General features: G+C 37.7%; 14 protein-coding genes. 12 read left to right on the top strand and 2 right to left on the bottom strand.

The features are described 5' to 3' along the window. The first annotated feature begins 5 nt into the window (after nucleotides 1-5). From G466_RS0102605 to ctlX, 8 genes are all read left to right on the top strand, one after another. Nucleotides 6-998, top strand: a complete 993-nt coding sequence (locus G466_RS0102605; RefSeq protein WP_026812251.1) for a DNA-directed RNA polymerase subunit alpha — start codon at nucleotides 6-8, stop codon at nucleotides 996-998. Nucleotides 999-1,056: 58 nt separating this feature from the next. Next, the gene (rplQ, locus tag G466_RS0102600; protein ID WP_026812250.1) at nucleotides 1,057-1,593 is read left to right on the top strand and encodes a 50S ribosomal protein L17; all 537 of its coding nucleotides are present in this window, start codon (nucleotides 1,057-1,059) and stop codon (nucleotides 1,591-1,593) included. A gap of 175 nt (nucleotides 1,594-1,768) precedes the next feature. Further along, nucleotides 1,769-2,896, top strand: a complete 1,128-nt coding sequence (gene carA, locus G466_RS0102595; protein WP_026812249.1) for a glutamine-hydrolyzing carbamoyl-phosphate synthase small subunit — start codon at nucleotides 1,769-1,771, stop codon at nucleotides 2,894-2,896. A gap of 101 nt (nucleotides 2,897-2,997) precedes the next feature. After that, on the top strand, nucleotides 2,998-4,287 hold the full coding sequence (eno, locus tag G466_RS0102590; RefSeq protein WP_026812248.1) for a phosphopyruvate hydratase: 1,290 nt from the start codon (nucleotides 2,998-3,000) through the stop codon (nucleotides 4,285-4,287). A 146-nt stretch (nucleotides 4,288-4,433) separates the two neighbouring features. Continuing rightward, nucleotides 4,434-5,975, top strand: coding sequence for a glycogen synthase (locus G466_RS0102585; RefSeq protein WP_026812247.1), 1,542 nt, complete (start codon nucleotides 4,434-4,436; stop codon nucleotides 5,973-5,975). Nucleotides 5,976-6,097: 122 nt separating this feature from the next. After that, nucleotides 6,098-7,381, top strand: a complete 1,284-nt coding sequence (locus tag G466_RS0102580; protein ID WP_026812246.1) for a citrate synthase — start codon at nucleotides 6,098-6,100, stop codon at nucleotides 7,379-7,381. A 101-nt stretch (nucleotides 7,382-7,482) separates the two neighbouring features. Next, on the top strand, nucleotides 7,483-8,397 hold the full coding sequence (locus G466_RS0102575) for a dimethylarginine dimethylaminohydrolase family protein (RefSeq protein ID WP_026812245.1): 915 nt from the start codon (nucleotides 7,483-7,485) through the stop codon (nucleotides 8,395-8,397). 250 nt (nucleotides 8,398-8,647) lie between these two features. Further along, entirely contained in the window at nucleotides 8,648-9,577 is a 930-nt protein-coding gene (gene ctlX, locus G466_RS0102570) for a citrulline utilization hydrolase CtlX (RefSeq protein WP_034234433.1), read from the top strand. A gap of 56 nt (nucleotides 9,578-9,633) precedes the next feature. On the opposite strand, the gene G466_RS0102565 is transcribed toward ctlX, so the two are convergent. Together G466_RS0102565 and G466_RS0102560 are read right to left on the bottom strand one after the other, a co-directional pair. Further along, entirely contained in the window at nucleotides 9,634-11,196 is a 1,563-nt protein-coding gene (locus tag G466_RS0102565) for a BCCT family transporter (protein ID WP_229797136.1), read from the bottom strand. Between the two features lie 51 nt (nucleotides 11,197-11,247). Beyond that, nucleotides 11,248-11,673, bottom strand: coding sequence for a hypothetical protein (locus G466_RS0102560; protein ID WP_026812242.1), 426 nt, complete (start codon nucleotides 11,671-11,673; stop codon nucleotides 11,248-11,250). Between the two features lie 121 nt (nucleotides 11,674-11,794). Here G466_RS0102560 and argS point away from each other — a divergent pair, with 121 nt between their 5' ends. From argS to G466_RS0102540, 4 genes are all read left to right on the top strand, one after another. Next, nucleotides 11,795-13,579 (top strand): arginine--tRNA ligase, encoded by a 1,785-nt coding sequence (gene argS, locus G466_RS0102555; RefSeq protein ID WP_026812241.1) that lies wholly within the window; start codon nucleotides 11,795-11,797, stop codon nucleotides 13,577-13,579. A 125-nt stretch (nucleotides 13,580-13,704) separates the two neighbouring features. Then, nucleotides 13,705-16,050 carry a LamG-like jellyroll fold domain-containing protein gene (locus G466_RS0102550; protein ID WP_026812240.1) on the top strand — a complete coding sequence of 782 codons (2,346 nt, stop codon included), beginning with the start codon at nucleotides 13,705-13,707 and terminating at the stop codon, nucleotides 16,048-16,050. 155 nt (nucleotides 16,051-16,205) lie between these two features. After that, nucleotides 16,206-17,474 carry a Gfo/Idh/MocA family oxidoreductase gene (locus tag G466_RS0102545; protein WP_026812239.1) on the top strand — a complete coding sequence of 423 codons (1,269 nt, stop codon included), beginning with the start codon at nucleotides 16,206-16,208 and terminating at the stop codon, nucleotides 17,472-17,474. 21 nt (nucleotides 17,475-17,495) lie between these two features. Then, entirely contained in the window at nucleotides 17,496-20,897 is a 3,402-nt protein-coding gene (locus tag G466_RS0102540; protein ID WP_026812238.1) for a DUF1080 domain-containing protein, read from the top strand. The last annotated feature ends 126 nt before the right edge of the window (nucleotides 20,898-21,023 follow it).

The raw sequence follows: 21,023 nt of genomic DNA, 5'->3' as shown, positions 1-21,023 counted from the left end.
CAATTATGGCATTATTAAATTTTCAGAAGCCCGATAAAGTTATAATGATTGATTCCTCCGATTTCGAAGGCAAATTTGAATTTCGTCCGTTGGAACCAGGTTATGGCCTTACTATTGGGAACGCATTAAGAAGGGTTCTGCTTTCTTCCTTGGAAGGCTTTGCTATCACTTCTGTCAGAATTGATAAGGTAGAACACGAGTTTTCTGTAATTTCAGGTGTTGTGGAAGACGTTACCGAAATCATTTTAAATCTTAAGCAAGTTCGTTTTAAAAGACAGATCGATGACGTGGACAGTGAAACGGTATCTATTTCCGTTAGTGGAAAAGAACAGCTAACTGCAGGGGATTTTCAAAAATTCATCTCAGGCTATCAGGTGTTGAACCCAGATTTAGTTATCTGTAACATGGAGCCTAAAGTGAACCTTAACATGCATATCACTATCGAAAAAGGTAGGGGTTATGTGCCAGCGGAGGAGAATAAAAAGTCCAATGCTATGTTAGGTACCATTGCTGTAGATTCTATCTTTACACCTATAAAGAACGTTAAGTATAGCATAGAGAACTTTAGGGTAGAACAGAAAACAGATTATGAAAAATTAGTTTTCGAGATTCAGACCGATGGCTCTATTCATCCGAAAGACGCATTAACCGAGGGGGCTAAAGTTCTTATTCACCACTTTATGTTGTTTTCAGATGAACGTATTACTTTGGAAGCAGACGAGATTGCACAAACAGAGACCTATGATGAGGAATCGTTGCACATGCGTCAGCTTTTAAAGACTAAATTGGTAGACTTAGACCTTTCTGTAAGGGCGCTAAACTGTTTAAAAGCAGCGGAAGTGGATTCTTTAGGAGACTTGGTTGCCTATAACAAGAACGATTTAATGAAGTTTAGAAACTTTGGAAAAAAATCCTTGACCGAATTGGAAGAATTGGTGATGAACAAAGGATTGAGTTTCGGAATGGACTTATCAAAATATAAATTGGATAAAGATTAATAGCGCTTTTAAAGATTTGGGATAACCATATCTAGAAAAAAGTTTATAGAAAAGTACAATGAGACACGGCAAAAAAGTTAATCATTTAGGAAGAAAGACAGCCCATAGAAGCGCGATGTTGGCAAATATGGCCTGTTCTTTAATAGAACACAAGAGAATAAATACAACTGTAGCTAAAGCTAAAGCTCTAAAGCAGTTTGTAGAGCCTTTGATTACTAAATCTAAGGCAGAGAACAACCAGACTCTTGAGAAGGGAACCCATAACCGTCGTATCGTTTTCAAAAATCTTCGCGATAAAAATGCAATTACTGAATTATTTGGTAATGTAGCGGAGAAAATTGGCGATAGACCAGGAGGATATACTAGAATTATTAAATTGGGAAACCGACTAGGGGATAATGCTGATATGGCGATGATAGAATTAGTAGATTTCAATGAACTCTACAATGCTGACAAGTCTAAGAAGCAGAAAACTACGAGGAGAGGTAGAAGATCTAAGAAATCTGAAACTCCGGTTGCACCAGCTGCAAACACTGAGTCAAAAGCTGATACTGATAGCAAGGCAGAATCTAAAGGCGATGATTCTAAAGAATAGCATTGTTATTACATAATATCATTTTTTAAAAAGGATAAGCCTAAAAGCTTATCCTTTTTTTATATCAAATAAGCTAGCTTCCTCGTAACTTTATCGCATCGAGCAAAATAGCTGCACCATGGAGACATCCTGGTTTATATCATTTTGTCAATTAAAAATAAGGTAACACTAGAAAATGAAGTATCAAACAAGAAAAAAAGCAATATTGTTATTGGCCGATGGAACTATTTTTCACGGTAAGTCTGTAGGCGACAAAGAAGGTACGGTCTTTGGCGAAGCTTGCTTTAATACCGGAATGACCGGATATCAGGAAATATTTACCGATCCTTCCTATTTTGGTCAAATAATGGTGACAAGTACTGCCCACATTGGAAATTATGGTACGCAAGAAGATGAAATAGAATCCAGCGCTGTGCAAATATCAGGTTTGGTATGTAAAAATTTTAGTTATACCTATTCCAGACCCTATTCCGATGCTAGTCTGTTAGAATTTATGGAGAAGAGTAATTTATTTGCCATATCTGATGTAGATACTAGAGCTTTGGTAGGATATATAAGAGACAACGGAGCTATGAATGCTGTTATATCTACAGATATTCATAACATAGAAGAATTAAAGAAGAAATTAGCTGCAGTGCCTAGTATGGAAGGTTTGGAGCTTGCTTCAAAAGTTTCTACTAAAGAACCGTATTACTATGGTGAAGCATCTGCAAAGTATAAGATTTCTGCACTGGATATTGGAATCAAAAAGAACATTCTTCGCAACTTGGCGAAAAGGGATGCCTATATTAAAGTCTTTCCTTATAATGCTACCTTTGAGGAAATGAGCGAGTGGAATCCCGATGCTTATTTTATTTCTAATGGGCCTGGAGATCCGGCTCCATTACAGGAAGCTGTTGCTGCTGCCAAGAAAATGATAGATTCAGGAAAACCTTTGTTCGGGATTTGTCTTGGACATCAAGTATTGGCATTGGCCAATGAGGTTTCTACTTATAAAATGCACAATGGACATAGGGGAATTAACCACCCTGTAATGAATTTGGTCACAGGGAAAGGAGAAATTACATCCCAAAATCATGGTTTTGCCGTAAATAAAGAAGAGGCTGAAGCAAATCCTGACCTAGAAATCACCCATTTACATTTAAATGATGATACCTTGGCAGGAATGAGAATGAAAGGAAAGAATGTGTTTTCGGTTCAGTATCATCCAGAAGCCAGTCCGGGACCTAATGATGCTAATTACCTTTTTGATCAATTTATTGAAATGATCGAATCCTCATCAAACCAGACCAATGTAGTTTGATTGTAACAGGAAAACGCTATTATCCTGATAATTATAAGGGGAAAACGGGCATCCTTTACTATATTTGCACAATAAATTAACTAAAATAAAAATTACAATATATGAGTATCATTCTAAGTGTTCATGCACGACAAATTTTGGATTCTAGAGGTAATCCTACAGTAGAGGTAGATGTAATCACAGAAAATGGGGTTATGGGTAGAGCCGCAGTTCCTTCTGGAGCTTCTACTGGGGAGCACGAGGCTGTTGAATTGCGCGATGGAGGTAAATCCTTTATGGGAAAAGGTGTATCACAGGCAGTAAAGAATGTGAATACATTGATTGCAGAAGAAATACTTGGTATGTCTGTATTTGAGCAAAACTTGGTAGACCAAGTTATGATTGAATTGGACGGTACACCAAATAAATCTAAATTAGGAGCGAATGCCATTCTCGGAGTTTCTCTAGCGGTAGCAAAAGCAGCAGCCAATGAATTGGGAATGTCCCTATTTAGATATGTGGGAGGGGTAAGTGCTAACACTTTACCTGTTCCTATGATGAATATAATTAATGGTGGCTCGCATTCTGATGCCCCGATTGCCTTCCAAGAATTTATGGTAATGCCAATTAAGGCGAGAAGTTTTTCGCATGCCATGCAAATGGGGACCGAAATTTTCCATAACCTAAAGTCTGTTCTTCACGAAAGAGGTTTAAGTACAGCTGTAGGGGATGAAGGTGGTTTTGCACCTAATCTTCCAGGAGGTACTGAAGATGCCTTGGATACTATAGCTAAAGCTGTAGAAAAGGCTGGTTATAAGTTAGGGGATGAGATAATGATTGCCCTAGATTGTGCCGCTGCAGAATTTTATGTTGATGGGAAGTACGACTATACTAAATTTGAAGGAGATAAGGGAGTGGTAAGAACTTCTGAGGAGCAAGCTCAATATTTGGCTGATTTAAGTGCTAAATATCCTATACTTTCTATTGAAGATGGTATGGATGAGAATGACTGGGATGGATGGAAAGCCTTAACCGACAAAATTGGCGATAAGGTACAGTTGGTAGGTGATGATTTATTCGTTACTAACGTAGAGCGTTTGTCAAGAGGAATTAATGAGGGGATAGCAAACTCTATCTTGATTAAGGTAAATCAAATTGGTACGCTTACCGAGACCATTGCAGCGATTAATATGGCAAAGAACGCGGGATACACTTCAGTTATGTCCCACCGTTCAGGGGAGACCGAAGATAATACTATAGCCGATCTTGCCGTAGCATTAAATACTGGTCAAATAAAAACAGGGTCTGCTTCTAGATCAGATAGGATGGCGAAATATAATCAGTTGCTAAGAATTGAAGAGGAATTGGGAACTGTCGCTTATTATCCGCAAAGAAAAGCGTTCAACGTTTAAGAGCTTTTCTTTTACATTGGTTTTAATAAAAAATGCCATTCAATTTTTGAATGGCATTTTTTATTAAATATAGCTGGGGTTTGTCAATATATCAGAAATAAATAATTATATTATCCACTAATTAACTAACCATTTAAAACAAACCTATGATCAATTTTCTATTTGTAGCGGCTGAGAATGATGGGATCGCTCAATGTAAGGCTGGTGGAATGGGGGATGTGGTCCGGGATGTGCCAAGGCAAATCTCTGAGCGGGGAGATTCTGCACATATTGTAGTGCCTTCCTATTCCAGATTGCACCAAAATGGAACGCTGGTCGGTACTATGTCTTTCCCTTTAAGGGGTATTGTCTATGACGCCGAGCTTTATAAAATTAACCCTAAAAAAGAGTTTGATAATCTACATCATTACGTAATACATCATCCCGAAATAAAAGCTGGGGAGATAGGGCATATCTATCATGACGATCCTGAAGAACCATTTTTTACGGATAACATAAAATATACCATATTTTGTACCGCAGTTGCAGAAGCTATAAAGTTAGGTTATTTTGGGAATCTAGATATTGTACATATGCACGACTGGCATTCCAGTCTTCTTTTGTTTATTAAAACGTATCATCCTGACTATACCGTATTGAAAAAAATGCGATTTGTGTATACAATACATAACTTGGCCATTCAGGGAATAAGACCATTTTATGATAATTATTCATCTTTGTCCAACTGGTTTCCAAATATCCCAATTGATGAGGAAAAGTTGAGGGACCATCGTTATCAGGATTGCATAAACCTCATGGCTGTGGGGATTAGATTGGCAGATTCTGTGCATACAGTATCACCGTCTTATAAGGAAGATGTGCTTAAACCTAGTGCGCCGCCAGAATTTATAGGAGGAGAAGGCCTTGAGTCCGACCTACAACTAGCAAATAACGAGGGGAGGCTATTTGGTATCTTAAATGGAGCTAACTATAAAAATATTAGAGTAGCGGAAAAGGGATTTATTTACCGGAACACTGTAAAGGCTCTTTTTGGTTGGTTGCAGGACGAGGATAAGAAATATAAAGCCGACTTTTTAGCGCATACCGGTGAGAAAGTAATGCAGTATGTTTCCAATAGACCTAAATTTATTGTCTCTAGCGTGGCGAGATTGACCGAGCAAAAGTTTTATTTTTTTAAACGATCACCTGAGGCTTTTGTTGCTATCTTAGAGAAACTTAAAAAGGTTGATGGAATTTTTATGCTTTTAGGTACGGGAGCTCCAGATTATGAGGAGTTGTTTCGAAGATTGAGTTACGAGCATGATAATTTTATCTTTACCAATGGGCAATCCGAAGACCTTATAGACTCAATGTATTTGGAAACTGATCTATATTTTATGCCCAGTTTATTTGAGCCATGTGGAATTAGTCAAATGTTATCCATGCGAAATGGAAATCCTTGTTTAGTACATAATACAGGTGGACTAAAAGATACGGTTAAACATATGAAAACAGGATTTACCTTTGATGGTAAAACCTATGATGAAAAAATAGAAAATATGTTGGAGGTAATGGATCAAGCTATGGATGTTTATATCAATGACAAACCTAAATGGGATCAGATTGGCGCTAATGCTAAGAAAATGAGGTTTACTTGGGAAAAATCCCTAGATGACTATTATAAATATTTGTATTCCATTAATCGATAAATAAAAGCTTTAGGTTGATAAGGTAGATTTCATAATAATTTGTAAAATAAGAAATCCTGCATTGTTAAACTTAGGTGTTTTTAGTAATTTTACCATTAATCAAAAAAATAGGAAGCTAAGAAATGTCAAATAACGCAAGATTGGAATATGCTGGAAAGAGTTACGAATTTCCGGTAATTAAAGGTACTGAGAATGAATTAGCCATAGATATTAAAACTATGCGCTCTGAAACGGGAATGATAACCATCGATCCTGGATTTAAGAATACGGGCTCTTGTGAAAGTGCCATCACGTTTCTTGATGGAGAAAAAGGTATTCTAAGGTACAGAGGATATTCAATCGAAGAATTGGCGGAAAAGGCAGATTTTTTAGAAGTAGCCTATTTGTTAATTTTTGGTGAGTTACCTAACCAAGAGGAATTACATAAGTTTCATAACGATATTAAGGGAGAATCCCATGTAGATGAGGAAATGAAGAAAATCCTAGACGGTTTTCCAAAGTCGGCACACCCAATGGGAGTGCTTACAAGTTTAACTTCTGCATTGATTGCTTTTAACCCTAGCTCCGTAAACGTAACCTCCGAAAAGGAGATGTATTGGGCAATCGTTAGAATATTGGCTAAATTCCCAGTACTGGTATCATGGACCTTAAGAAAGAAAAAAGGATTGCCGTTAGATTATGGAGACGATACGCTAGGATATGTAGAGAACATTCATAAAATGATGTTTAAAAGGCCAAACCATAAATATGAGAAGAATAAAGTGGTCATAGATGCATTGGATAAATTATTGATCTTGCATGCAGACCACGAGCAAAACTGCTCTACTTCTACCGTTCGTATGGTGGGGTCGTCACATGCTGGACTTTTTGCATCGTTATCGGCAGGGATCGCTGCATTATGGGGTCCTTTGCACGGCGGGGCCAACCAGGCAGTATTAGAAATGTTGGAGGCTATTGAAGCTGACGGTGGAGATACTAAAAAATATATGAGCAAAGCTAAGGACAAGAATGATCCTTTTAGATTAATGGGCTTTGGGCATAGAGTGTATAAAAATTTTGATCCAAGGGCTAAAATAATTAAGAAAGCAGCAGATGAAGTGCTGGGCGATCTAGGGGTGGAAGATCCTATCTTGGATATAGCTAAAGGATTAGAGAAAGAAGCCTTGAGTGACAAATATTTCGTAGATAGAAAATTATATCCAAATGTTGACTTTTATTCGGGCATCATATATAGAGCATTGGGTATCCCAACAGAGATGTTCACGGTTATGTTCGCGTTGGGTCGTCTACCGGGTTGGATAGCTCAATGGAGGGAAATGAGGCTCAAGAATGAACCAATTGGCCGTCCAAGACAGGTATATATTGGACATGCCTCAAGAGAATTTGTTGCGGTAGATAAAAGATAATAAATTATAATATTATTATAGCAGCCCCTAGTAGTCTTTATACTTGGGGCTGTTTACTTTATAAGCACAAGTATTTTCTATATTTGTTTAAAAAATCAGCTATGCTTAAGTTGAATATTAAAGACGAAACTTCAAATTTAAAATCGGTGGTGTTGGGGACGGCGTTAAGTAGCGGTCCCGTTCCTTTAGCAGAGCAGGCATACGATCCAAAGTCATTGCAACACATTTTGGCCGGCACCTACCCTAAGGAGGTGGACATGGTGCAGGAAATGGATGCCTTTGCCACAGTCTTAAAAAAGTATGGTGTTCAAGTGTTTAGGCCAAGGGTCATAACAGATTGTAACCAAATTTTCACCAGGGATATTGCATTCGTCATTGAAGATAAGCTGATCAAAGCAAATATTCTTCCAGATAGGGAGGAAGAGTTCCACGCTATAAAATATGTGTTGGAAAAAATAGATGAAGATCAAATTATTTATCCTCCTAAAGAAGTACATATAGAAGGTGGTGATGTTATGCCCTGGAAAGAATATATTTTTATAGGCACCTATTCCGGACCCGAATATTCAAACTACATTACCGCTAGGACAAATAGTGCGGCTGTCGATTTTATTAGAGAGAAATTTCCAAATAAAATTGTAAAATCATTCGAGCTTCGGAAATCCAATACCGATCCTAGGGAAAATGCACTTCATTTAGACTGTTGTTTTCAACCTATAGGAAAGGATATGGCCATCTTGCATAAGAATGGATTCCTAATGGAGGAGGAATACCAGTGGTTGATAGATTATTTTGGAAAAGATAAAGTTTTTGAGATCACTAAAGAGGAGATGTATAGTATGATGAGTAACGTCTTCTCCATTTCGCCTACTGTGGTGGTATCCGAGCGTAATTTTACCCGATTGAACAACTGGTTGCGGCAACGAGGGTTTGTGGTAGAGGAGGTGCCCTATGCAGAGATAGCTAAACAAGAAGGTTTATTAAGGTGTAGTACCTTACCTTTAGTTAGAGAGTAATACAACTTTATGTTCTCGTATTTAAAATCCTTTAGAAAGATCCATAATTAAGCGCAACCTAGAATATGGGATGCAAGTCTTAGTTGCTTTAAGCAAAACATATGGTAGATTTTTTAGGGCAATAAAGTATAAATTTGGCAAACCTATATTAGTTTATACAAGAGTGGTTTTAAACCCTTTGCTGATCTGGACTTATGTTCTATTTCATCTAGTAGAGGATTAATATTTCAAATATTATAAAATAAAAATAATGCAGATCACAAATACCATTCTTATGATTCGTCCCGAAAACTTTCGGATGAACGAACAAACTGCAGTAAATAATTACTTTCAGGAGGATATTGATTTAAAAAATAAGGAAATAAATAGTAGAGCTCAGGCAGAATTTGATGCCTTTGTTCTAGTGCTTAGGGAAAAGGGTGTTAATGTAATTGTTATGAAGGATACTAAGGAGCTAGATACTCCTGATGCAGTGTTCCCCAACAACTGGATATCTTTTCATGAAGATGGGACTGTAGGGCTCTATCCTTTGTTTGCCGAAAATAGAAGGAGGGAACGCAGGGAAGATGTGTTGGATGTAGTGGAGGAGAAAGGATTTGTTATCCGTAATATCATTGATTATACTTCTGCTGAGGACGAAGGGTATTTTCTTGAAGCTACCGGTAGCGTAATATTGGATAGGGAAAACCGAAAAGCCTATTGTGCACTTTCCCAACGCGCCGATGAAGACCTTTTAATAGAATTTTGCGAAGATTTTGAATACACTCCTGTTATATTCACTGCTTACCAGTCTGTGAGTGGGCAAAGAAAGCCAATTTATCACACCAATGTTATGATGTGCTTGGCTGAAACATTTGCAGTAATCTGCTTAGATGCTATAGATGATAAAAGGGAAAAGAAAAATGTGGTTTCTCATTTAAAACAAGACGGGAAAGAATTAATTGTTATTTCAGAGGCCCAAATGCACCAGTTTGCTGGGAATATGCTTCAGGTACTAGGTATGGGAAATAGGCGATTTCTAGTGATGAGTACAGCTGCGTACAAGAGTCTTAGGCCTGACCAAATTGCTGCACTAGAAAAGCACTGTGGTATTGTGCACAGTTCTTTGGAGACCATTGAAACCTGTGGAGGAGGCAGTGCAAGATGTATGATGGCAGAAGTGTTTTTGCCAAAAGAATAATCTAATCTTTAAGAAACAGATCATCTTCCTTATTAAGCGTCATGCTTATGCCTTAATCAAGGAAGTTTTTTTTGTTTTAGGAGCTGTTTTAGGAAAATTACAGTCATGATAACCATAAAAAAAGCAAAAGGTAGTGAGGTGATAATCAGTAGCTTTTGAGCTGCAATCAATACATTTATCTCAGGCTTTGCATTACCCAAAAGAAGTAGTGCAACAGTAGTGAGAAATATAAAAACCGACCAAAGCAATCGATGTGATTTATTTGGGTTCTTTTTGCCATTATCCGAAAACATACTTAATACATACACTGCAGAATCTACCGAGGTGACCAAAAATCCTATCAAAAGCACAATAGTGGTCAGGTTTAATATGGTAGCCATAGGGTAATTGGCGAAGAAAATAAATAGGGATGAGAATACGCCACTAAATTCTCCCTGGTAACTACCCCAAACCTCCATTAGCTGAAAGGCGGAAGTTCCAAATACGGAAAACCAGAAAAAAGTACCTAAGCTAGGAACGATCAACACTCCTAATAATAATTGTCTTAAGGAGCGTCCTTTGGAGATACGTGCAATAAAAATTCCGGTGAATGGTGCCCAAGCAATCCAGAATGCCCAATAATAATAGGTCCAGTCGGTAAGAAAGGCAATGCCCGGATCATAATCACCAAATGCTAGACTCATCGGGATAAAGTCTTTAATATATTGCAGCGTTGCTTTGTAAAAATTGAAGAGAACAGCACCCATATCGCTGTTGACAAAGGTGAATGTAAGCAAGGCAATGGTGATAAGGATATTTATCTTTGAAATCACCTTTATGCCCTTGTTTACCCCGTTCCAGGCGGAGTAAAAGGCGAGGGAGGAAATAATTGTGGCTAAAAATAAAGTAGTTAGCAATCCATTTTGCGCGGAAAATATAAAATTTATTCCCCCATTAATTTGAGTGGTTCCCAAGCCTATTGCGGCAACCAGGCCAAATACGGTAGTGATTACAGTTAAGATATCTATGCCTGTTTTGGTGGGCCTATGCGAAACTACGTCAGCTATTGTTGCACTCACTAAGACTTTTCGTTTCTTCACAAAGAGGAAGTATCCAATTATCATGGCAAAAAGTCCGTAAAAAGCCCAAGCAGTAAAGCCCCATTGGTAAAAGGTATATACTAAGGCTAAGATATCTGGAGAGGCTTGTGAGGGGTAGGGTGGATGTTGTTGCATAAAAACTGGTTCCTGTACCGCTCGTAATAATATACCTGCTCCCATCCCAGCACTGTATAGCATTGCTGACCATGCCCAAAAGCTATGCTCTGGTGCTTCTGAAGGTTTTCCCAATTTAATTTTCCCCAACGGCGAAACGGCAATGCCTATCAAAAGTAAAACACAACCGAGCCCAAGGTAAAGGTAGAATTGCCCAAAATAACTACGTACCCATATTGAGATGGTTTCTATGGCGTTGTAACTATATTCGGTAGCTATGAATACCACTAATGTCAAGATGGATAAAATCCCAATGGAAATTGAAAGTAATGGATTTTTAAAAATGGGGCCTAGCGCTTTAATTATGTCGGTCTTTAGTTGAATGGTTGATAATATTTTGCACTCCCTATCAGTGACAGGTAACACGTTTCATCTTTTGCCACCTTAAGCAAGGGAAGAGGGTTTATTGCTATCCACTTATAGATCTTCAATGTTGATAGGAGTGTTGTCTGCTCTATGTCCTAACATTTTAGCGAAAAATTTTTGACTGGCCTTGGTATCTGCTCTAATTTGGATGAAGTACTGGTCCCTATAAATGGTATAAATTCCTAAGTCAGTCTTGTTAAGAGATAGTTTGTGATAAGGAATAATTAATCCAAAAGTCTCCAAAAGTGATCTAAAACGTATAATTATACCCCTAGGACGAAGTTCTATATTGCAAGAATCCGTGTTATTATCTAAAATTAAAAGGTTTTTAATATGGATGCTACTATCTATAATATGCAATTTTGGTGACCCAATTCCATCTAGGGCAAATCGCTTTATAAATGAGTATGGTTTACCTACCTCCTTTTCTATTTTTCGGAAAATTTCTTTGTTATTATATGATACGTTGAGAAGCATTTTAATAGTGGTATTTGATATAAAGTTAAAGAATTCTTCTTACTTCAATGGTGGTGAGGGCTAAAGATCTCGTCGTAACAATAAAAATGCTTAATTTTGCAGCCTTAAACACCAATTTTTAATGAACATTCAAGAAGTTTTATCCCAGAAGGTAAAGGAAGCGGTAACTGCAATATATGAAGTAGATTTGCCTACGGTAGAGTTTCAGCCTACCAGAAAGGATTTTGCTGGAGACATTACCGTAGTAGTCTTTCCAATGTTACGAGTAGTAAAAGGGAATCCTGTACAAATTGGCGAGCAAATAGGTCAGTTTTTAAAGGATGAGATAGAAGAGGTGAAGGATTTTAATGTAGTTAAAGGTTTTTTAAATATTACTATTAGTGATTCTTATTACCTTCAGTTTTTCAATGGAATTTTAATGGATCCAAATTTTGGTCTCGTTTCTCAAAAGCAGGATGAGGCTGTTATGGTGGAGTATTCCTCACCCAATACCAACAAGCCTTTGCACTTGGGGCATGTACGTAATAATTTATTGGGATATTCCGTAGCGGAGATCGTTAAAGCTGCAGGGAAAAAGGTGTATAAGACTCAGATTATAAATGATAGGGGAATCCATATTTGTAAAAGTATGCTCGCTTGGAAGCGATTTGGAAATGGAGAGACACCTGAAAGCACTGGCTTAAAAGGCGATAAGCTGGTAGGGAATTACTATGTGGCTTTTGACAAGGCTTATAAAGAAGAGATAGCGACACTTGTAGCAGAAGGCGTTGATACGAATGCGGCTGAGAAGGAGGCGCCAATAATTTTAGAAGCGCAAGAAATGCTTCGCAAATGGGAGGCGGGCGACCCTGAAGTTGTAGCGCTTTGGGAAACGATGAATTCATGGGTTTATGATGGGTTTGATGTTACTTATAAGAATCTAGGGGTAGATTTTGATCAACTGTATTATGAGAGTAATACCTATTTGTTGGGTAAGGATTTTGTGGAAGACGGCCTTAAAAGGGGTGTTTTTTATAAGAAGGACGATGGGAGTGTGTGGATTGACCTGACAGATGAAGGTCTAGATGAAAAAATAGTGTTAAGATCCGATGGGACCGCAGTATATATGACGCAAGACATAGGTACAGCCATACAAAGGGTAAAGGATAATCCTGACGTTGCAGGAATGGTATATACCGTGGGTAACGAACAGGATTATCATTTTAAGGTGCTGTTTCTTATCCTTAAAAAGCTAGGATTCAATTGGGCGGAAAATCTATACCATTTAAGTTATGGGATGGTAGACTTGCCAAGTGGTAAGATGAAAAGTAGAGAGGGGACCGTAGTAGATGCAGATGAGCTCATGGATGATATGGCCCGTACCGCTGCCGAAATTTCTGAAGAACTAGGTAAGTTGGAGGATTATTCGGAAGAGGAGAAGCAAGAACTCTATAAAGTAATAGGGATGGGCGCACTTAAGTATTATATTCTTAAAGTGGATCCCAAGAAGCGTATTCTCTTTAATCCAGAAGAATCTGTGGATTTTCAAGGAAATACAGGTCCATTTATTCAATATACTTATGCAAGGATCCAGTCTATACTTAGGAAAGGAGAGGAGCTTAATTATGACATTTCAGAAACTACAGACCTGTTGGAACTTCATGAAAAAGAAAAGGAACTGTTAAAGCAGATTCAGTTGTTTCCCGAAACAATACTGCTAGCCGCTGATAATTTTAGTCCGGCTCTATTGGCTAATTATACCTATGATCTAGTGAAGGAATTTAATTCCTTCTATCAAAATGTGTCTATATTGGGAGAAACGGATGAAATCAAAAGAAAATTCAGGATTCAATTGGCGAAGAAAGTGGGTGAAATCATTAAATCTTCCTTCTCGCTATTAGGAATTCAGGTTCCTGAAAGAATGTAAGGACAGTGGAGTTTTAATTCTTTCTAGCTTTATTGAAGTTGCTTTACTATTAAAGTGGCTTTCTTTTGTGCATAGGTCTTTTGTGGGTTTTCTATTTATTCTTATTAAATTGCGAGAATAATCTAATGGCCCTTATGCTGGGTGCTACCTATATTTTGTCTAAAAAATCTGTACTTTTATTTGCGCATACCCTGTTATTCTTTTTCTTTATATGGGAGGGGGTTTCCCAGGATTTTTCAAATCTTTCAGAGGAGGATAGATGGAAGATTAGATCGCAGTCGTATGTATTGGTAGATATCGATAGGATAGATGATTCCAATTTGTCATTTTTAACTCAGGGAGAATCTCCCTTAGCGGTATATATCTTAGAATTTAAAGAGGATTATCTACCTGTATTAAAGGAGTTGATGGCTAAAAAGAGTGATTTGCTAATTCTAAGTGGTGCAAATCATAACAGAGTAATCTTTCCTGAAAATAAAGCCCAACTCGTGCCCTTTAATGTGGTAGATACCATTTTAAGGGATAGCAAAACAACATCAAAAGATATATTGCACTTTACGGCGGAGGGGGAGCTGAATTTAGTGACAGTTAACGATAAGGAAGCTGTGCGTGATAGTGTTTTGGTAAAATTTTGGAGGACAACGGGAAGATTGCCAAATTTAATTCAAGGAGATCCAGAGAATTTTATATTTATAGATAGTATAGTGCAGGGGCTTAACCAGATAAAACGTGTTTTTGGAACGGTTACGTCAAAAGGCCGATTGCTAGATGGTGTGGGGTTTAAAAACCATAGTGATCTTAGAGTAAATGGGAATTTTAGTTTTCCAATCCTTTCAAAAGGAGAATTGCCTGTATTTATTCCACATAAGGCTGGATTTTATTTTTCTCCGGATATTATTCGTACTACTTCCGATAATAGCGGAAATTTAAAGGAATTTGTTGGTTTTCCCTTAGATCCCGAATATGGACTTACAGATTATTTTTCCTTTAGTCCTACTATTAAAAACAACATCAGGAAAAACAATAGGGAGCTAATTGTCAATAAAGTCGATTTATTTGAGGATAGGAGCCGTGGTAAGGTAGGGTATTTTAATAATGGAGCCTATATGGATGCAGGTTTGGATAGTAGAATGGCCTTACAGAGCAGTTTTACTATTTCAGCTTGGATAAAGCCAACAGTCTTAGGAAAGAATAATAGCATCTTAGGAAAAGGTGAGAATTTTGTATTAAAATTACATGATGGTTTCCTTACGTTTACCATGGCCGATATAAAGGATTATATATCCCGAACTTCACCTGTGCCTTTAAATGAATGGACTCAAGTAGCCTTAGTGCATTCTAAATTAAATAGTGACCTTTCCTTTTTTATAAATGGGGTCCAAACAGATAAAATTCAGTTGATCGAGGATTACGATACGTCTGATTACAATTTGGTTGTAGGGAGTAACTTATGGCAGGAATTTTTCGTAGGCTATATGGATTATATCAAGATATGGAATAGAGAGCTTAATCCAGATGAGATACGAGATGAGTTTTTAGATGCCTCTCCAGAAGAGTCTTATGGAATATTCAAATTTATCATTTCAATAATAATGGTGGTGGTAGTGCCTTTGATAGCGCTCTATTTTTGGAACAAAAGAAAGGGTAAAAATAAAGTTCTTAATCACCCAGCGTATACAAAGGTGGGGGAGGTGAGAAAAACAACTGTAGTTCAGGAGATATCTGCCTGCCAGGAAAAAATACTATGTTTTGGTCCGCTTAAAATTATTGTTGCCGATGGGACGGATATAGCTAAGAAGCTCTCCCCAAAACTTAAACAACTTTTTCTTATAGTGATGCTACACAGCGTAGGGAGTAAAAAAGGGATAAGCACAAAAAAGCTTACAGAATATCTATGGCCAGGGATGACGCCAAGTAGCGCAAAAAATACGAGGGGAACAAATATCCAAAACCTAAGGGCTATTCTTGCGGACTCTACTACAATTCAATTAGTTTTCAGGGAAAAGAACTGGTTTTTAGAAGTGGCCGAAGATTGTTATTGGGAGTATCAAGAAGTTTTGCATTACCTGAACATTTTTGGGAAAGAGGATATTGGAGTGGGGCAAAGGGAAGGAGGATTACGAAAGTTGTTGGGAATACTCAAAGAAGAGCGATTTTTGGCAAATATAGAAGATGATTGGTTAGATCCATTTGTGGAAAGATTAAGCAATGATATCCTGGACTTGTGCCAAGAAGTTGCATTATTACTAAATTTAGAAGAGCATATTTCTTTGCTTCAAGATCTTGTTTCAGTGATGCACATTTATGATGATCTAAATGAAACTGCCTTGCAACTTAGATTACAAATATTGATAAAGCAAGGTAATTTAAGTACAGCGCATTCTATCTATGATAAGTTTACTAAGCTGTACAATAAACTTTATGGAGAAAAGTACCCCATAAAATTTGAGGAATTAATAAGTGCTTCTTAATATTTATCTTCAACTAGAGTATAATTTTAACAAGTATTTTACAATTTTCAGGAATATTACCCCAATTATTACCCCTATTTTTACGCATTGTGCTGTTTCTTTGAGCAATTAAATAGCACTTATTCATATAATTAATAGAAATAGTATAGGAATCGATGAAGAAAAATTCAACAAGCCGTAGGGATTTCGTAAGAAAATCCATTGTGGCAGCTGCAGGGATCAGTATTATTCCAAGACATGTGATGGGAGGACCTAGTTTTATAGCTCCCAGTGACCAATTAACCAAGGCAGTTATTGGTGTTGGTGGAATGGGACAGGGTCATTTAACCTATGAGGGTACAAAACTATTGGCAATTTGTGATGCAGATGCGAATCACTTGGCCAATACCCTTAAAAAAGTGGGTAGTGGTGTAACGGGATATCGGGATTTCCGGGAGGTGTTACAAAGACCGGACGTAGATATTGTCCATATCGCAACACCACCACATTGGCACGGATTAATGTCTATCATGGCCGCGGAAGCTGGTAAGGACGTATGGTGTGAGAAACCTATGACCAGAACCATTGGTGAAGGAAAAAAAGTGGTAGAGGCAATGCAGCAGCATGGGAAAATGTTCCGATTAAACACTTGGTTCCGTTTTAAAGATAACTTTTACGGAATGGGGACTCCCGTTAGAAAATTAAAGAAGGTAGTAGATAGTGGGGCATTAGGATGGCCTTTAAAAGTGACGATCAGTGGTGTAACTGGTTTTAACTGGAAGTTTTACTGGGTAGGAAAAGAAAATTTAACGCCACAACCTGTACCGTCAGAACTAGATTATAATATGTGGTTAGGACCAGCCCCAGAGAAGCCTTACCATCCGCATAGGGTACATGGTACCTTTAGAGGGTATTGGGATTATGATGGAGGAGGATTAGGAGATATGGGTCAGCACTATATAGATCCAGTACAATACTTTCTTGGAAAAGATAATACAAGCCCTGTAAAAGTTGAAGTAGATGCCCCAGAGCAACATTATGATGCTATTGGCAGCTGGAGAAAAGTAGTTTACACCTATGCAGATGGTTGCCAGATTATTTTGGATGGTGAAAATAAAGATAAGGATGCGGCTTATATCGAAGGTCCAAATGGAAAGATATATAACGGATTTAGATCTACTATCCCTAATATTGAGGGCTTAATCAATAGTATTCCCGATCCAGAGGAGCAGATTACTGTTTTTTCCGAATCGGTAAAAACCAGAAAGAAATTTGCTTTAAATGAGGAAAACGGGCATAGGTCTTGTACCGTTGTCAATATGGGGCTTGTGGCACTTCGTTTGGGACGAACTTTGGAATTTGATCCTGTTAAGCAGGAATTTATCAATGACGAGGAAGCTAATAGGCTGATCGATCAACCCATGAGAACCTCTTGGGCATATTAATCAATACTAAGAATTTATACGATGAATAATTTATATAAGATTATAGGTGTGCTATTGTTGTTTGTAAGCACACAAGTTATAATTGCACAGGACAACAGGACCCTGGATACTAAAGTTGCTGATATTTTGGCACAATTGCCAGCAGAGGATTTGGAGCATTCCGATCGCTTAATGCATGAGGTAATTGAGTTAGGGGAAGAAGGTGTATTGAAATTTACAGATATGTTGATTCCTTTAGGTACAGGGAACGACACCAAAGCGAGATATGCCATAAATAGTTTAGCAATCTATAGCGGATCATTACAACCTACTATCCAAAATGGGGTGGTTGAAAACGCCATATTAAAAGCTTTGGATAAAGCATCGGACGATGAGGTGAAAACCTTTCTTATAGACCGACTCATCTTTTCGGGTACGGATGCATCTGTATCGGCTTTACGTGCCTACCTTCAAAATGATGACTTGTATAAGCCTGCCCTTGCAGCTTTAGCTTCTATAGGGACTGCAAACGCAGCTAATGCTATTTTAGAAGCTGCAAAGACCGCTGAAGGAGATAAGTTGGCAGATTTTATTTACACTTTGGGAGATTTAAAATTTGAACCAGCAGAAGGAGTTATAAATGCTTCATTAGCCTCTTCTTCGATAGTAGTGCAAGAACGTGCACTAATGGCTTTGGCCAATATTGCCAGCCCCGCTTCTTACCAGGTGTTGGAGAACTGGGCTGCTAAGTCCAACTACAACCTAGATAATACTAAAAGTATATTGGCCTTTATCCATTATGGGAACAGCTTACAGAAAAAAGGCGATAAAAAGTCAAGTAATTTAGTGGCCAATTCCTTGCTTAAAAATTGTAAAGGGGAAGATCAATTGCATTTTAGAGCTGCAGGACTACATATTTTAGGTAAAAATGAAGGTAGTGGTGTTACTAAGCTCTTGATAAAGGAGTCTAAAAATAAAAGCAACGCTTATGTAGGGGCTGTATTGGATGCTGCTGGTGGAGACCTTTCTTCTGCAGAGGTAGCTAAATGGGCAAAACAGTATAGAAGAGCCGCTGTAGATACGAAGCCACTAATTATTAGAATGCTTGAGAAAAACAAGGATGAAGCTGTATTTCAATCCGTTGTTTTAAGAGCGCTTAAAGATAAAGATGGTGAGGTACGTACAGCTGGAATTAAGGCATTGTCCTATCAAGATAAAGCTAAAGCTTTGCCATTATTGTTCAATAGTTTAAAAACCGCTACTACTTCTTCTGAGTTTAAAGCAATTGAAGAAACGTTATTGAGGTTGGTAAGTGCCGAGGATAATAAATTATTGGCAGATCAATTAGCAAACGTTAGTGAAGATGCTAAAGTGGTTTTGGTAAATGTATTATCCGCCAGGGATGCCAAGGATCAGTTTAATACGCTTTTGGGTCAGCTGGATAATGGGAGCGAAAAGGTAAATAGTGCCGTATACAATGCGCTATCTTCTGTGGCTTCAGAAAAAAATCTATCTGTATTATTGGGGCTGTTGGACAAAACTGAAAATATCGATAATATTGAGAGCACTCAAAGAGCACTATTACATATTGTAAATAACGGAAACGGAAAGTTTTCTAATGAACTATACGATGCCTATGAGACAGCATCGGATAAATCCAAATTGTTACCGGTATTGGCTTCATTGAGTAGTGAGAAAGCATTGAAACTGGTTTCTGATCAATTATCTAAAGGAAATGAGAAGGAAAGAATTATAGCGTTAAACGCCTTGTCTAATTGGAAAAACAATGATGCTATTCCATATCTTTTCGAATCTGCTAAGAATGCTCAGGATGGAGAAATTAGGAAGAAATCCTTTTCAAATTATCTTTCTAAAGTAGTGCGTTCCAATGTTCCGGCCGATCAAAAATTACTTTTAATAAGAAAGTTGATGCCTGAAGCCAAAAATACTGCGGAAAAGCAACAAGTGTTGAGAGCAGCACAAAACGTTAAGACCTTTCTTTCCTTGGTCTTTGTGTCTGAATACCTAGACGATGAAGCATTATTGACTACTGCTTCTAATGCTGCTATAGCCATTGCATTGCCAACACCAGGTGTTAAAGATGGCCTTAGTGGAGAAGTAGTAAGGGATATCGTTTCTAGGAGTGTAGATAACCTTACAGGTCCAGATAGCCAGTATATCAAAATTGATGTCAAGGAGTTTTTAGATAAAATGCCCAATGAGAAAGGTTTTGTTTCCATTTTTAATGGGGAAGACTTTACAGGATGGGAAGGATTAGTGCAGAATCCAATTGCACGTTCCAAAATGTCTAAGAAACAGCTAGCGCAGGCACAGGCTAAAGCCAATGAGCAAATGATGAAGGATTGGTATATAGAAGATGGCGTAATTGGTTTTAAAGGCGAAGGATATAACAACATAGCTACCATTAAAGATTATGGTGACTTTGAAATGATTGTAGATTGGAAGATTACCAATGGGGGAGACTCTGGGATTTATTTAAGAGGAACTCCACAGGTTCAGATCTGGGACACTGCTTTAGTTAAGGTAGGTGCTCAAGTTGGTTCTGGTGGACTATATAATAATCAGGTGCATGAAAGCAAACCATTAGTAGTTGCTGATAACCCCGTGGATGAATGGAATACCTTTAGGATTAAAATGATTGGAGAACGCGTTACCGTTCACTTAAATGGAGTTTTGGTTACGGATAATGTAGTGTTAGAAAATTATTGGGATCGTAAGCAGGCCATCTTTGCTAAAGAAGCTATAGAATTGCAAGCACATGGTGAAGATCTTGGATTTAGAAATATCTATGTACGGGAAATTAGTTCTGGTGAAGATCAATTGACCGAGCAAGAAAAGAAAGAAGGGTTTAAATCTTTATTGAATGGAAAAGAATTAGATCATTGGACTGGAAATAAAACCGATTATTTTGTAGAAAACAATGAATTGCTAGTGCGTCCAAAACAAGGAGGGCACGGAAATTTATATACTGTTGAAGAGTACTCCGATTTTATTTTTAGGTTCGACTTTAAACTTACACCAGGAGCTAATAATGGTCTTGGGATTCACGCTCCATTGACTGGTGATGTAGCTTATGCAGGTAAGGAATTACAGATTTTAGACGATACTGCAGAAATCTATGCCAACCTAGAACCATATCAATATCATGGTTCTGTTTATGGGATCATAGCGGCCAAGCAAGGAGCACTAAATCCTGTTGGGGAGTGGAACTCTCAAGAAGTAATCGTGAAAGGAGATCATATAAAAATTACCCTTAATGGCAAAGTAATTGTGGATGAAAATATTAAAGAGGCTACCAAGAATGGTACCTTAGATAAAAAAGATCATCCAGGATTATTAAGAAATAAAGGACATATCGCTTTCCTTGGTCATGGATCGGAACTTGCGTTTAGAAATATTAGAATAAAAGACTTGGCTAAATAGTCAAATATAAAGTGGTTTAAATCGGAAGTTTTGGGAAAAATAGGTTCTCAAGGCTTCCGATTTTTTTTGTGATGTATTAGCGTCATTTAATTTGGAAGTTATGCTGATCTACTGGGGGAGGAGAGC

The sequence above is a fragment of the Arenibacter certesii DSM 19833 genome, from assembly GCF_000429545.1.
GTDB lineage: Bacteria > Bacteroidota > Bacteroidia > Flavobacteriales > Flavobacteriaceae > Arenibacter > Arenibacter certesii.
The sequence above is the reverse complement of the archived record's forward strand: the minus strand, read 5'-3'. Positions and strand labels throughout refer to the sequence as shown.